Here is a 14,125-nt window from a genome sequence, read left to right on the forward strand (position 1 = left end):
TTCCGGTTGCGCCCGGTGTCGCCGCCGCCGGGGCCATCCCGCATCCGCTGCCCTCCGCCGGGTACCCTCGAGGTATGAGCGTTGATCTGGGAATGCCGCAGGTTCCCGGCGGAACCGCGTCCGCCGCGTCCCCGGCGCGCCCTGCAGGGACCGGCCCGGCGCTGGTGGACCGCTTTGGCCGGGTGGCCACCGACCTGCGGATCTCGCTGACCGACAAGTGCAACCTCCGCTGCACCTATTGCATGCCGGCCGAAGGCTTGGACTGGCTGGCCAAGGAACAGGTCCTCAGCGACGACGAGGTGGTCCGGCTGGTCCGGATCGCCGTCTGGCGGCTGGGCGTGCGCGAACTGCGCCTGACTGGCGGCGAACCCCTGGTCCGTGCAGGGTTGGTGGACATCATCGCTGCCGTGCGCAACAACCACCCCGACCTGCCGGTGTCGCTGACCACCAACGCCCTCGGGCTGGAGAAGAAGGCGGCCGCCCTGAAGGCGGCCGGCCTGACCCGGATCAACGTCTCGCTGGACTCGCTGCACCCGGAGACGTTCGCGCAGCTGACCCGCCGCCCCTTCCTGGACCGGGTGCTCGCCGGCATCGAAGCCGCCGACGCGGCCGGCCTGGGCCTGCTGAAGATCAACGCGGTGCTGATGCGCGGAATCAACGACGCCGAGGCGCCCGCGCTGCTGGACTGGGCGGTGGAACGGGGCTACGAGCTGAGGTTCATCGAGCAGATGCCGCTGGACGCCGACCACGGCTGGACCCGGCAGAACATGCTGGCGGCGGCCGAGATCCGCGCCCTGCTGGAGCCGGACTTCCTGCTCTCCCCGGATCCGCGCGCACGCGACGGCGCCCCGGCGGAACGGTGGGAGGTACGGCGGCGGAACCGCCCCGACGTCGTCGCCGGCACCGTGGGCATCATTGCCTCCGTGACGGAACCGTTCTGCGCCGACTGCCGCCGCACCCGGGTCACGGCCGAGGGCAAGGTGCGCTCCTGCCTGTTCTCGCACGAGGAAACGGACCTGCTGGACCTCCTGCGCTCCGGCGCGGACGACGAGGCGGTGGCGGAACGGTGGCGGACTGCGATGTGGGGCAAACCCAAGGCCCACGGTATGGATCATGCGGGTTTGGGCGGCACGGACTTCGTCCAGCCGGACCGGACCATGAGTGCGATAGGCGGATAGATGATCATCCGGTATTTCGGGGCGGCGCAGGCCGCCGCCGGCGTCGAGGAGGAATCCCTGCCGCTGCCCGACGGCAGCACGCTGGACACGGTGCTGCGCGAGGTCATCGCCCGGCACAGCCCGGCGGCGGCGAAGGAACCGGTGCCCGCCGGTGCCGGCCCCGCGGCCGGAGGCGGGCGTCCGATGGCGGCCGCGCCGGGCAGATCGTCCGCCCCCTCCATGGAGTCGGTCCTGGCCCGGAGCAGTTTCCTGCGCAACGAGGTGGCGTGGAAGGACCGGCAGGCGCCGCTCGCGGCAGACGACGTGATTGACATCCTGCCGCCGTTCGCCGGCGGCTGACCGCGCCGCCCTCATCTCCGAGGAGGCGGGCGGCGGCCGGTTGCCGGCCGCCGAGGCGGGCAGGGGCGCGGTTACCGGCCGAATTCCCGGTTAGCGGCCGAAGTCCGCCGCCGAGTCGAAGGGGCCGACGACGGTGACCACACGCGGCGCCGCGGCCAGCTCGCCGGCGAGTTCCCGGACCTGCTCGGCGGTCACGGCCTCGATGCGGGCGAGCGACTCGTCGATGTCCAGGAACTCCCCCGACACCAGTTCGGCGCGGCCCAGCCGCGACATCCGGGAACCGCTGTCTTCCAGGGCCATCACGATGCCGCCGGAAAGCTGGCCGACGGCCCGGCGCAGCTCGTCGGCGGAAATGCCGTCGGCCGCCAGCCGGTCGAGTTCGGCCCCGAGCAGGTCGATGACCTGGCCGGTCTTGGCCGGCGAGCAACCGGCATACATGCCGAAGTAGCCCGCATCGGCGTAGGCGCCGGAGAACGAATAGGTGGCGTAGGCCAGGCCCCGTTTTTCCCGGATCTCCTGGAAGAGCCGGGAGGACATGCCGCCGCCCAGCACGGCATTGAGCACGCTCATGACGAAGCGGCGCTCGTCGGTGGCGTTAATGGACGGGCAGCCCATGACGATGTTGGCCTGCTCGACCGGGCGGCGGTGCACGTAGGTGCCGGCGACGGGGGCGATGGCCGCGGCCGCCGTCTCCCGCCGGGGCACCGGGACCGCACCGGCCTCGAGGTGCCAGCCGGCCGACTCCAGGGCGGCGAGCACCTGGGCGCACACCGCGTCGTGGTCCAGTCCGCCGGCAGCGGTGACCACCAGCTCGTCGGGCCGGTAGTAGCGCTGGTAGTGGGCCCAGACCGAGTCGCGGGCGACCGCCTTGATCGCCTCCGGCGTCCCGCCGATCGGTCGGCCCAGGGGGTGCCCGCCGAGCACCGCCTCCACAAATTTTTCGTGGCACACGTCCGCGGGATCGTCATTGTCCATGGCGATCTCTTCGAGGATGACTCCGCGTTCCTGCTCCAGCTCCTGCGGGTCAAGGACCGCGGAGGTGATCATGTCGGCGATCACGTCGATGGCCATCGGCAGGTCCGAATCCAGGACGCGGGCGTAGTAGCACGTGCTTTCCTTGGCCGTGGCCGCATTGGATTCGCCGCCGACCTCGTCGAAGGCGGAGGCGATGTCCAGCGCCGTCCGGCGCCTGGTGCCCTTGAAGAGCAGATGCTCCAGAAAGTGGGTCGAGCCGTGTTGGCCCGCGGCTTCATCCCGCGAGCCAACACCAACCCAGAACCCGATCGTCGCCGACCGCTGGCCGGGCATCGCTTCGGTCAGCACCCGCACTCCCCCGGGCAGCACCGAGCGGCGCACGATGGCGCCGCCAGGTTCGCCGTGGACCAGTGTGGGGTCCGACCCGCCGAGCTCGGTGGCGTCGGCATGTTGCATGCTGCCGACCAGCGGCAGGGCGACGACGGTCATGCTTACTCGGCCACGGCCTCTTCGGCCGACGCCTCGTCGGCTGCCGCGTCCTCGGCCACCACGGGGGCGAGGGACAGCTTGCCGCGGTCGTCGATCTTGGTGATCTCGACCTGGACCTTCTGGCCCACCGACACCACGTCGTCGACGTTGTCCACGCGCTTGCCGCCGGCCAGCTTGCGCAGCTCGGAGATGTGCAGCAGGCCGTCCTTGCCCGGGGTCAGCGACACGAAGGCACCGAAGGTGGTGGTCTTCACGACCGTGCCCAGGTAGCGCTCGCCCACCTCGGGGATCTGCGGGTTGGCGATCGCGTTGACGGCGGCGCGGGCGGCTTCGGCGGCCGCGCCGTCGGTCGCGCCGATCAGCACGGTGCCGTCGTCCTCGATGGAGATGTCCGCGCCGGTGTCTTCCTGGATCTGGTTGATCATCTTGCCCTTGGGGCCTATGACCTCGCCGATCTTGTCCACCGGGATCTTGACCGAGATGATCCGCGGGGCGAATTCGCTCATTTCGTCCGGCTGGTCGATCGCGGCATTGATCACGCCGAGGATGTGAAGCCGTGCCTCGCGGGCCTGCTTCAGGGCGGCGGCCAGCACGGACGCCGGGATGCCGTCGAGCTTGGTGTCGAGCTGGATGGCGGTAACGAACTCCGAGGTACCGGCGACCTTGAAGTCCATGTCGCCCATGGCATCCTCGGCGCCCAGGATGTCGGTGAGCGCCGCGTAGCGGGTTTCACCGTCGACCTGGTCGGAGACAAGTCCCATGGCGATGCCGGCCACCGGGGCCTTCAGCGGCACGCCGGCGTTGAGCAGGGACAGGGTGGAGGCGCACACCGAGCCCATGGAGGTGGAGCCGTTGGAGCTCAGCGCCTCGGAGACCTGGCGGATGGCGTACGGGAATTCTTCACGCGACGGCAGCACCGGCACCAGGGCGCGCTCGGCCAGCGCGCCGTGGCCGATTTCGCGGCGCTTGGGCGAGCCCACGCGGCCGGTCTCACCGGTGGAGTACGGCGGGAAGTTGTAGTTGTGCATGTAGCGCTTGCGCGTCACCGGCGACAGCGAATCGATCTGCTGTTCCATCTTCAGCATGTTCAGCGTGGTGACGCCCAGGATCTGGGTTTCGCCGCGCTCGAAGATGGCCGAGCCGTGGACGCGGGGCAGGACCTCGACCTCGGCGGTCAGCTTGCGGATGTCGCTCAGCCCGCGGCCGTCGATGCGCACCTGCTCGGTGAGGATCCGCTGGCGGACAACCTTCTTGGTCACGGCGTTGAAGGCCGCGGAAATTTCCTTCTCGCGACCGGCGAATTCCGCCGTCTCGGTGCCGGCCAGCTGCGCCAGGATCTCGGCCTTGAAGGCGTCTGCGGCCTCGTTGCGCTGCTGCTTGTCGCCGATCGAGAAGATTTCCGTCAGCTTGGCAGCTGCGGCGGACTCCACGGCGGCGAAGGCATCGTCCTCGTAGTCCTTGAAGATCGGGAATTCGACCGTCGGCTTGGCCGCGCGGGCGGCCAGGTCGGACTGGGCCTCGCACAGCGCCCGGATGAACGGCTTGGCGGCCTCGAGGCCCTCGGCCACGACCTCTTCGGTGGGCGCGGTGGCGCCCTCTTCCTTGATCAGGTTCCAGGCGTTGTCGGTGGCCTCAGCCTCGACCATCATGATGGCGATGTCGTTGCCGGCGGCGATGCGCCCGGCCACCACCATGCTGAACACGGCGCGCTCCAGTTCGGAGTGCTTCGGGAAGGCCACCCACTGGCCGTCCACGAGCGCCACGCGGACGCCGCCGATCGGGCCGGAGAACGGCAGGCCGCTCAGCTGGGTGGACATGGAGGAGGCGTTGATCGCGACGACGTCGTACATGACGTCGGGATTGATGGCCAACACGGTCACCACTACCTGGACCTCGTTGCGCAGCCCCTTGACGAAGGCGGGGCGCAGCGGGCGGTCCATCAGGCGGCAGGCCAAGATCGCTTCGGTGGACGGGCGGCCTTCGCGGCGGAAGAACGAGCCCGGGATGCGGCCGGCGGCGTACATCCGCTCTTCCACGTCGACGGTCAGCGGGAAGAAGTCGAAGCCTTCGCGCGGGGACTTGCCCGCCGTGGTGGCGGAGAGCAGTGCAGTGTCTTCGTCGATGTAGACCATCGCCGAGCCGGCCGCCTGCTGGGCTACGCGGCCGGTTTCGAACCGAATTACGCGCTGGCCGAACCGGCCGTTGTCGATGACAGCTTCTGAGTACTGAATTTCGGGACCCTCCAAGAGAGTCACCTCCGTTTCTTCGAGTGCGGAGGCTGCCGGTATCTGCCCAAACCTGCGAGGCCGTTTAACGGCCAGCCTGCCTGTACGCCACCCGGTCTTCGATCGAGACCTACGGGCAAGCCCCCAAGGGGCGTCCCGGAAGCCACTACCGAGGACCGCGAATGCCGCGATACCGAAAGTCTCCAGTTGATGTAGTTGTCGGCCGGCGGTCTCCCGGCGGCCGTGCTCCTGCCGCGCCGCAAACCGGCGCGGTAGGAAAAAGGCGGCTCTCCTGTCCCCTTTGGCAGTGGACGGAAGAGCCGCCTCCGTCACTGACTAGCGGCGCAGGCCGAGGCGCTCGATGAGCGAACGGTAGCGCGTGATGTCGGTGTCACGCAGGTAGGTGAGCATGCGACGACGGCGGCCGACCAGTGCCATGAGGCCCCGGCGGGTGTGGTGGTCGTGCTTGTGCATCTTCAGGTGTTCCGTCAGGTCGGAGATGCGACGGGACAGAACAGCGATCTGAACCTCGGGAGAACCCGTGTCGCCCTCGTGCGTGGCGTATTCCTTGATGATTTCCTGCTTGAGCGCGGCGTCTAATGCCACAGTAACTCCTAGAAGTTGTGCCGTGAGGCCCGAGTCAGCACTTCGCTGCCGGGGGCTCCGCAGTCTCCGCCGGCCGCCAGAGGCTTGCCGGCAGCAGAGCACGGAGGGATACAGCCGCCACGGACCGCAGCCGAATCCATCGGCCAGTTTACCTGTTGCGGGCTTAGTCTGTCGAAAGCAGGCTTCGGGTACGCACCACGTCGTCGCGCATTTGCGCGATCAGGGCCTCGGGACCGGTGTAGGCCACCATGCCGCGCAGGCGTTCCACGAACTCGACCACCACCTGCTGCCCGTAGAGATCGAAGTCGTCCGTGTCCTCCTGCGGCCGGTCGATGACGTGCGCCTCGACCCGGCGGCTGGCACCCTCGAAGGTCGGATTCGAGCCCACCGAGATGGCGGCCGGCCACCTGGTGCCGTGCTGGTCCACCAGCCAGCCGGCGTAGACGCCGTCGCCGGGGATCATGCCTGTTGCATGCTTGGATAGGTTCGCGGTGGGAAAACCCAGTTCGCGGCCGCGGGCGTCGCCGTGCACCACTTCGCCGCGCATCCGGTGGGTGCGTCCGAGCACGTCCGCCGCCGTGGCGACATCCCCGGCGGCGAGGGCTTCCCGGACCCAGGACGACGAGTAGCGCCGGCCGCCGCCGGCGGCGTCGAGGTCCGCATCGGTCTCATATTCGTCGACGACCTCGACGGTGAAGCCGAACTGGCGGCCCAGTTCCTGCATGGTGTTCAGGTCGCCGGCGTTGTTCTTCCCGAACCGGGTGTCGTGGCCGATCACGACGGCGGTCGCGCCGAGGGTCTCCACGAAGACTTTGCGGACGAACTCCTCAGGGGTTTCGCCGGCCAGTTCCAGCGTGTAGGTCATCATCAGCAGCCCGTCCAGGCCGCTGGCCTCCAGCGCCTCGACCCGGTCCTGCAGTCCCATGATCAGCTGCGGGGCGGCGTCCGGTCGATGGACCTGGGAAGGATGCGGATCGAAAGAAATCGCCACCGCCCGCGTCCCGCGGGCGGAAGCGGTCTCCACCAGGCGGCGCAGCACCTGCTGGTGACCGCGGTGGACGCCGTCGAAATTTCCCAGTGTCACCACTGACGGACCATAGCCGCGGGGTACGTCGGCCAGGTCTTTCCAGTAGTGCACAGTAAACTCCTCGTCGATCGGGGCCTTCAGCGGGTGCGGCCCCGTCGCCGGGACCCCTTCCATTATGGACGACCTTCGGGGGGCTTCGGGCCCGCCGCCGGCCGGTGCCGCCACAGCCACCACAGGCCGATGACCGGCAGCAGCAGGGGGATGTATCCGTAGCCCTTGCCGAAGCCGGACCACACCGTGTCCTGCGGAAGCAGCTGGGGATCCAGCACGCTCAGCAGCCCGACGGCCAGGACTCCCACGAGTTCGATGCTCACGGCGGCCACCGACAGCCAGTAGGAGCGGGTGCCGGACCTGGCCAGCGTAACGGTCGCCAGGATGTACACGACGGCGGCGAAGGCGGACAGCAGGTAGGCCACCGGCGCTTCCGAGAACTTGGTGGCTATCTGGTAGCCCGCCCGGGCGGTGGCGGAGAGCGCGAAGACCCCGTAGACCGCCACCAGGAGCCGCCCGGGACCGGTGGCGCGGCCGGCGGCGGCGTTCACGTCCCGGGTGTGCCTGGCCCGTTGTTGTTCCTGGCCGGATTTCATACGGCGATCGCTCCGTCCCAAATTTGTTCCATTCTCACCAGCATCACGAAGACCGTGATTCCCGCCGCCCCCAGCACCACGTTGCTCCACCGGCTGCGGTCCATGATGGCCCACCAGAAGGCTGCTACCGGGACCAGCAAGGCGGTGATCAGGTAGCCCCAGAATTCCCAGGTTTCCCCGCTGACGGGCTCACCGGAAGCCTGTCTGATGATACCGGCCGCCCCGTAGACGAGCAGAAACAGCTCCACCGCGGCGACCGAGAGAATCGTGACGTCGTTGGGGCCGTGTTTCAGGAGGGCGGCAACCACGCAGACGACGGCGGCAAGCAGGGTGACCACCGTGCCGGCGATGAAAAAACCGTCGATGATCACTGTGCTTCCGCCTCGTTTCCCGGTGCGAACACCAGCAGGGGCCTGGCTTGCGCATCGTTGTCTTCCAGCAGCGCCACCAGCGATCCGTCCGGGGCGAACGCCGCCGTCGCGCCGGGTGCTCCCGCGGCCGGGATGCGACGGCCGTGCGAGACGTCGTCGGCCTCGGTGGCGCTGAGTTCCCGGACCGGGAACAGCACCCGGGCGGCCTCGTCCAGTCCCGTCATTTGCAGGTCCTCGGCCAGTTCATCCAGCGTGGCTGCGTCTTCGATCCGGAACGGCCCTACTCGGGTCCGGCGCAGGGCCGTCAGGTGCCCGCCGACGCCCAGCCGCTGCCCGAGATCGCGGGCCAGGGCCCGGATGTAGGTGCCCGACGAGCATTCGACGGTGACGTCCACGTCCTGCACCTTCCCGCCGCGGCCGCGGCGGATGCCGTGAACCTCGAACCGGTGGATCGTGACCGGCCGGGCGGCCAACACCACGTCCTGTCCGGCGCGCACGCGCGCGTAGGACCGCTGGCCGTTGACCTTGATGGCCGAGACGCTGCTCGGCACCTGCAGGATCTCCCCGGTCAGTTCGGCGACGACGTCCCTGATTTGCTGTTCCGTCACGGCCGCGGCGATGGTTTCCGCGGTGACGTCGCCCTCGGCGTCGTCGGTCACTGTCGACTGGCCCAGCCGGATGGTCGCGTCATACGTCTTGGGGGCGCCGACGATGTAGGTCAGCAGCCGGGTGGCCTTATTGACGCCGACCACCAGCACGCCCGTGGCCATGGGGTCCAGGGTGCCGGCGTGGCCGACCTTCCGCGTTCCGGCCAGGCGGCGCATGCGCCCGACAACGTCGTGGCTGGTCCACCCCTGCGGCTTGTCGACGAGTATCAATCCGGAACGGAGCAGGCCAGAAGTCACGCCTTTCAGTATATGGCGTCCCGCGAACACGGCCGGTCGGGGCTTAAAGCGTACATCGTTGACAGCCTCCGGGGGCTGCAATATTTTGAGCACACTGCGTGCCGTCGATGCGGCCTCCAAGGGATCTCAGCAGGCCAGCGGCACAGTCGCCTCTTCGGCATCACTTGCCCTTGTTCTCCGGCCACTCCGCCCGCCTGCGAGTCGTCCGGGGTGCCCCGCGGCTCTCTTCAGGAGCTTCATCGTGAAAAAACCATCGCTGTATCTCGCCCTTCCCCTGGCGCTCGGACTTGCGTTCGGCACCGGACTGGCACCGTCATCGGCCCACCGGGAGAACCCGGAGCCTCCGTCGGCGACCGTGCTTGCCGAGGGGCTGCAATCGCCGCTGAGTCTTGCGGCCGGCCGGCACGGCCTGTTCGTGACACAGAACTTCGCCGGCGTCCTGAACCGGATCAAGCGCCAGGGCGATCCCGAAGTCTTGTACCGCTCCGGCGGCCCCCAGGTCGCGTCCGCCTCCCTCTACAGGCACACCCTCTACTTCTCCGAGGGCACCGGTGCCGGGGGCATGGACGGGCTGCCGAACGTGCAGTGGATCAAGTCGTTGGACCTGCACGACGACGAGGCCGCGCCGAAGAAGATCGCCGACGTGGCGGCGTATGAGAAGAAGCACAACCCGGACGGCCGCGTCACCTACGGCTTCCGCCATGTGGAGGACCGGCAGTGCCTGGACAAGATTCCGGAGGGGATCCCGGCCAAGTACAAGGGCAACGTCGACTCCAACGCCTATGCCACGGCCGCCAACAGGCACAGCATTTATGTCGCCGACGCCGGCGGCAACGCCATCCTGAAGGTCGACAAGGACAGCAAGCGGGTCAGCACAGTAGCGGTGCTGCCGCCGGCATCCTTCCGGGTCACCGCTGCGCTGGCGGCAGGGATGGGCCTGCCGGATTGCGTGGTCGGCCAGAAGTACTACCTGGAGCCGGTGCCCACGGACGTGGAGTTGGGCCGGCACGGCTGGCTGTACGTCACCTCGCTGCCGGGCGGTCCCGAAGACGGGAGCATCGGCGCGCTGGGGCGCGTCTTCAAGGTCCATGCCCACACCGGGGAGGTCGTGCAGCTGGCGGGGGGCCTGTCCGGCGCCACCAACCTGGCGGTCAGCTCACGCGGCGACATCTACATTGCCGAGATGTTCGGCAACAAGATCTCCGTGCTGAAGAAGGGCCACGACAAGGTGCGGACGTACTTCGAGACCACCACCCCGGGTGCGCTGGAGATCCGCGGCGACCGGCTCTACGCGACGACGAATGCACTGCCTGATTTCACCGGGAAGACACCGCCCGCCGGCGAGGTCATCAAGATCCGGCTGCACTGATCCGCGCTGCCGATACCGGAAAAGGGTGGGCCGCCTGCGCACAGCAGGCGGCCCACCCTTTGGTGCGACGGCCGTCGGGCCGCGGCGGCCGTTAGTGGGCGCGGAAGCCGCTATTCCGGACGGGGTCCGCGGCCGGCGTCATCCTCGTCCTCGTCTTCGGGCTTGCGGTACGGGTCCTCTTCGCCGGCGAAGGCGGCGCCTTCGGCCAGGGCCGCCACCTCGGCGTCCTTGGCCTTCGCGGCCCGCAACAGCTCCTCCAGGTGGCTGGCGTTCACCGGGATCTCGTCCGCGACGAACTCCAGCGTGGGCGTGAGCCGGGCGGTGATGTTCCGGCCCACTTCCGCCCGCAGGACGCCCTTGGCGGATTCAAGTGCCTTGCGGGTGCCGTCCTGCTCCTCGGCGTCGCCGAACACCGTGTAGTAGACGGTGGCGTGCTGCAGGTCGTTGGTCACCCGGGCGTCCGTGATGGTTACAAATCCCAAGCGGGGATCCTTGACCCGGCGCTCGAGCGCCTGGGCCACCACAACTTTGATCCGGTCGGCCATCTTGGCGGCGCGTGCTGGGTCTGCCATGACCCCTCCTCAATTCTCGTGTTGATGGCGGAACAGCGGGCGCCCGGCGGCGATGCCACCGGACGCCCGCTGCAGGCCGACTGCTAGACGCGCGGCTTTTCGCGCATTTCGAAGGTCTCGATGATGTCGCCTTCCTTGAGGTCGTTGAACGACCCAAGTCCGATGCCACATTCGAATCCTTCGCGGACCTCGGTCGCGTCGTCCTTGAACCGCTTGAGCGAGTCAACGGTGAGGTTCTCGCCGATGACCTTGCCGTCGCGGGTGACACGCGCCTTGGTATTGCGGCGGATGGTGCCCGAGCGGACGATGGAGCCTGCGATATTCCCGAACTTGGAGGAACGGAAGATCTCGCGGATTTCGGCCGTGCCCAGCTGTGCCTCTTCGTACTCCGGCTTCAGCATGCCCTTCAGCGCGAGTTCGATGTCATCGATCGCTGCGTAGATGACCGAGTAGAAGCGCATGTCCACGCCCTCGCGGTCGGCCAGTTCGGCCACCCGCTCGGCCGGCTTGACGTTGAAGCCGATGATGATGGCGTTGTCCACGGTGGCCAGGTTGACGTCGTTCTGCGTGATGGCACCGACACCGCGGTGGATGACGCGCAGCTGGACATCCTCGCCCACATCGATCTTGAGCAGCGAGTCTTCCAGCGCCTCCACGGCACCGGACACGTCGCCCTTGAGGATGAGGTTGAGGGTGTCGACCTTGCCCTCGGCCACGGCCTTGTCGAAGTCCTCGAGGCTGATGCGCTTGCGGCGCTTGGCCAGGGCTGCGTTGCGGTCCGCGGCTTCACGCTTCTCGGCGATCTGGCGGGCGGTCCGCTCGTCGTCGGTCACCAGGAAGGTGTCGCCGGCGCGCGGGACGGTGGACAGACCCAGCACCTGGACCGGACGCGACGGTTCGGCCTCGGTGACGGATGCGCCGTCTTCATCGAACATGGCACGGACACGGCCGTGCGCGCTGCCGGTGACGATGGCGTCGCCCACCCGCAGCGTTCCGGACTGGACCAGTACGGTCGCCACGGCGCCGCGGCCCTTGTCCAGGTTCGCCTCGATCGCGATGCCGCGGGCGTCCTTGTTCGGGTTGGCCCGCAGGTCCAGCGCCGCGTCGGCGGTCAGCAGCACGGCCGAGAGGAGATCCTCGATGTGCAGGCCCTCGCGTGCCGAGACGTCCACGAACATGGTGTCGCCGCCGTATTCCTCCGGAACCAGGCCGTACTCGGTCAGCTGGCCGCGGATCTTCTCCGGGTTGGCGCCTTCCTTGTCGATCTTGTTCACGGCGACGACGATGGGCACGCCGGCAGCCTGCGCGTGGTTCAGCGCTTCCACGGTCTGCGGCATGACGCCGTCGTCCGCGGCCACCACCAGGATGGCGATGTCGGTGACCTTCGCGCCACGGGCACGCATGGCGGTGAACGCCTCGTGGCCCGGGGTGTCGATGAAGGTGATCTTCCGGTCCCGGTCATCGTGCTGGAAGTCGATCTGGTAGGCGCCGATGTGCTGGGTAATGCCGCCGTGTTCGCCTTCGCCCACCCGGGTGTTGCGGATGGCGTCCAGCAGGCGGGTCTTACCGTGGTCCACGTGGCCCATGACCGTCACGACGGCGGGGCGCCGCTCGAGGTCGGCTTCGCCCTCGGCCTCGAGTTCGGCGTCGAGGTCGATGTCGAACGAGTCAAGCAGTTCGCGCTCTTCGTCCTCCGGGGAGACAACCTGGATCTTGTAGCCCAGTTCAACGCCCAGCAGCTCGAAGGTGTCCTCGTCCAGCGACTGCGTGGCGGTGGCCATCTCGCCGAGGTGGAACAGGACCGTAACCAGCGCTGCCGGATTCGCCTCGATCTTGTCGGCGAAGTCGGTGATGGAGGAGCCGCGGCGCAGCCGGACAACGGTGCTGCCGTCGCCGCGGGGTACCGAGACGCCGCCCAGCGACGGTGCGCTCATCTGCTCCAGTTCCTGGCGCTTGGCGCGCTTGGACTTGCGCTGCTTGCCGCGGCCGGCGCCTCCCTTGCCGAAGGCACCCTGGGTACCGCCGCGTCCGCGGCCGCCCTTGCCGAAACCGCCGCCGGCCGGTGCCGGTCCGCCGGCTCCGGGGCGGGCCGGAGCGCCCGGACGTCCGGGAGCGCCGCCGCCGCGGCCGGCCGGAGCCGGTCGCTCGGTGCGGTTGGGCATCATGCCCGGTGTAGGACGGGCACCGCCGGGACGCGGTGCGCCGGGACGAGGTGCGCCCGGCCGCGCGGGAGCACCCGGACGCGGTGCGGCGCCGGGACGCGGTGCGGCCGGACGGGGACCGCCCTGGCCGGCTGCCGGAGGACGCGGGCCGCCCGGACGGGGCATGCCCTGCGAGGTTGCAAAGGGGTTGTTGCCCGGACGCGGTGCACGCTCGGCGTCGCGGTCGCCGCGGCCGCGGGGCATGCCCTGGGACGTAGCGAAGGGGTTGTTGCCGGGGCGCGGGCCACCGGGGCGCGGGGCACCGGGCCGGGCCGCGGCGGGACCGCCGGGGCGCGGAGCGGCCGATCCCGGCTTGGCAGCCGGTGCTTCTGCACGCTGCTGCGCCGCTTCCGCTGCCGGAGCCGCCGGAGCGGCGGGAGCCGGTGCTGCCGGAGCGGCAGGCGACGGCTTGGTGGCTTCCGCGGCCGGAGCCGGGGCGGCCGGAGCCGGGGCAGCCGGCGCGCTGGGAGCGGGCTTCGCTCCCGGCTTGGGCGCTGCTGCCTTGGGGGCTGTCTTGGGGGCCGCCTGCTCGCCCTTCGGGGCGGCGGCGGGGAACGCGTCGCGAAGCTTCTTCACGACGGGTGCCTCAATGGTCGATGACGCTGAGCGGACGAATTCGCCCAGCTCCTGCAGTTTGGATACTGCATCTTTCGAGGTAATACCGAGCTCTTTGGCGAGCTCGTGTACGCGGACCTTGGCCACATTTCTCCTGTCTCGGTCCGCACGAGGCAGGTCTGCCGGGCACGAACCGTCTAATTCTTGCTGCGGCTTTCAGCAGAATGGGCTGAAAGGCCGCGGGCGGAGCACAATGAAGTACTCATCACTTGGCACTCATCGGGTTTCCATCAGTTTTCTGACCCGCTTTCAGGTTGGACGGTTGGGGTGACGGGGCCGGCCGCGGTGGCCGCCTCGTCGTCAGCACGGAACTGGTCTGCAACAGTGCTGCTGTCAACAGCGGCCCGGAAGGCCCTGCCGAAGGCATGCCGTTTCAAAGCCAGTTCCATGCAATCCGGTCCGCGGTGCATCCAGGCACCGCGTCCAGGCCTGCGGCGGGCCGGATCGACGACGACGGTGGGAACACCGTCGACTTCTTCGACTGCCAGCCGCAGCAGAACGGCCTGGTCTTCCCGGCGCCGGCAGCCTATGCAGGTCCGCTGGGGCGGCGTGGCCGCCTGGGCGTGCGCCTGCAAGGGCTTTTGACTGTCGGGAAACCCGGCCATG

Annotated in this window: 13 protein-coding genes; 3 read left to right on the top strand and 10 right to left on the bottom strand. The window is 69.0% G+C overall.

Translation table 11 applies throughout. The annotated features are described in order from the left end of the window. Positions 1-74: 74 nt before the first annotated feature. Both moaA and AC5RVZ_RS23125 read left to right on the top strand, forming a co-directional pair. A complete protein-coding gene (gene moaA, locus AC5RVZ_RS23120; protein WP_494067991.1) occupies positions 75-1,178 on the top strand; it encodes a GTP 3',8-cyclase MoaA in 1,104 nt (367 codons plus the stop codon). Further along, a complete protein-coding gene (locus AC5RVZ_RS23125; protein ID WP_494067992.1) occupies positions 1,179-1,517 on the top strand; it encodes a MoaD/ThiS family protein in 339 nt (112 codons plus the stop codon). A gap of 90 nt (positions 1,518-1,607) precedes the next feature. On the opposite strand, the gene AC5RVZ_RS23130 is transcribed toward AC5RVZ_RS23125, so the two are convergent. From AC5RVZ_RS23130 to truB, 7 genes are all read right to left on the bottom strand, one after another. Then, positions 1,608-2,981: a M16 family metallopeptidase gene (locus AC5RVZ_RS23130; RefSeq protein ID WP_494067993.1), complete on the bottom strand. Its 1,374-nt coding sequence runs from the start codon at positions 2,979-2,981 to the stop codon at positions 1,608-1,610. 2 nt (positions 2,982-2,983) lie between these two features. Continuing rightward, on the bottom strand, positions 2,984-5,227 hold the full coding sequence (locus AC5RVZ_RS23135; RefSeq protein WP_494068282.1) for a polyribonucleotide nucleotidyltransferase: 2,244 nt from the start codon (positions 5,225-5,227) through the stop codon (positions 2,984-2,986). Between the two features lie 315 nt (positions 5,228-5,542). Further along, complete coding sequence (gene rpsO, locus AC5RVZ_RS23140) at positions 5,543-5,812, bottom strand: 30S ribosomal protein S15 (RefSeq protein ID WP_493968104.1); 270 nt, start codon at positions 5,810-5,812, stop codon at positions 5,543-5,545. Positions 5,813-5,975: 163 nt separating this feature from the next. Next, positions 5,976-6,950: a bifunctional riboflavin kinase/FAD synthetase gene (locus AC5RVZ_RS23145; protein ID WP_494068283.1), complete on the bottom strand. Its 975-nt coding sequence runs from the start codon at positions 6,948-6,950 to the stop codon at positions 5,976-5,978. A 62-nt stretch (positions 6,951-7,012) separates the two neighbouring features. Continuing rightward, a complete protein-coding gene (locus AC5RVZ_RS23150) occupies positions 7,013-7,486 on the bottom strand; it encodes a hypothetical protein (protein ID WP_494067994.1) in 474 nt (157 codons plus the stop codon). Next, on the bottom strand, positions 7,483-7,851 hold the full coding sequence (locus tag AC5RVZ_RS23155) for a hypothetical protein (RefSeq protein WP_494068284.1): 369 nt from the start codon (positions 7,849-7,851) through the stop codon (positions 7,483-7,485). Before AC5RVZ_RS23155 ends, AC5RVZ_RS23150 begins: the two co-directional genes overlap by 4 nt. A 2-nt stretch (positions 7,852-7,853) precedes the next feature. After that, on the bottom strand, positions 7,854-8,762 hold the full coding sequence (truB, locus tag AC5RVZ_RS23160; RefSeq protein ID WP_494067995.1) for a tRNA pseudouridine(55) synthase TruB: 909 nt from the start codon (positions 8,760-8,762) through the stop codon (positions 7,854-7,856). 241 nt (positions 8,763-9,003) lie between these two features. Between truB and AC5RVZ_RS23165 the strand changes: the two genes are divergently transcribed. Then, positions 9,004-10,131, top strand: coding sequence for a ScyD/ScyE family protein (locus tag AC5RVZ_RS23165; RefSeq protein WP_494067996.1), 1,128 nt, complete (start codon positions 9,004-9,006; stop codon positions 10,129-10,131). Between the two features lie 110 nt (positions 10,132-10,241). Here the strand turns inward: AC5RVZ_RS23165 and rbfA are convergent, their stop codons facing one another. The 3 genes from rbfA to AC5RVZ_RS23180 all read right to left on the bottom strand — a co-directional run bounded on the left by rbfA (position 10,242) and on the right by AC5RVZ_RS23180 (position 14,124). Beyond that, positions 10,242-10,703, bottom strand: coding sequence for a 30S ribosome-binding factor RbfA (rbfA, locus tag AC5RVZ_RS23170; protein WP_494067997.1), 462 nt, complete (start codon positions 10,701-10,703; stop codon positions 10,242-10,244). Between the two features lie 83 nt (positions 10,704-10,786). Next, a complete protein-coding gene (gene infB / locus AC5RVZ_RS23175) occupies positions 10,787-13,606 on the bottom strand; it encodes a translation initiation factor IF-2 (RefSeq protein WP_494067998.1) in 2,820 nt (939 codons plus the stop codon). A 143-nt stretch (positions 13,607-13,749) separates the two neighbouring features. Next, on the bottom strand, positions 13,750-14,124 hold the full coding sequence (locus AC5RVZ_RS23180) for a YlxR family protein (RefSeq protein ID WP_494067999.1): 375 nt from the start codon (positions 14,122-14,124) through the stop codon (positions 13,750-13,752). Position 14,125: the final 1 nt, after the last annotated feature.

Source organism: Arthrobacter sp. Cza30 (assembly GCF_059090765.1).

Coding starts and splice junctions, on each gene's coding strand:
- rbfA (WP_494067997.1), bottom strand. CDS start 10,703: ATGGCAGACCCAGCACGCGCCGCCAAGATGGCCGACCGGATCAAAGTT.
- moaA (WP_494067991.1), top strand. CDS start 75: ATGAGCGTTGATCTGGGAATGCCGCAGGTTCCCGGCGGAACCGCGTCC.
- AC5RVZ_RS23150 (WP_494067994.1), bottom strand. CDS start 7,486: ATGAAATCCGGCCAGGAACAACAACGGGCCAGGCACACCCGGGACGTG.
- AC5RVZ_RS23180 (WP_494067999.1), bottom strand. CDS start 14,124: ATGGCCGGGTTTCCCGACAGTCAAAAGCCCTTGCAGGCGCACGCCCAG.
- AC5RVZ_RS23125 (WP_494067992.1), top strand. CDS start 1,179: ATGATCATCCGGTATTTCGGGGCGGCGCAGGCCGCCGCCGGCGTCGAG.
- AC5RVZ_RS23130 (WP_494067993.1), bottom strand. CDS start 2,981: ATGACCGTCGTCGCCCTGCCGCTGGTCGGCAGCATGCAACATGCCGAC.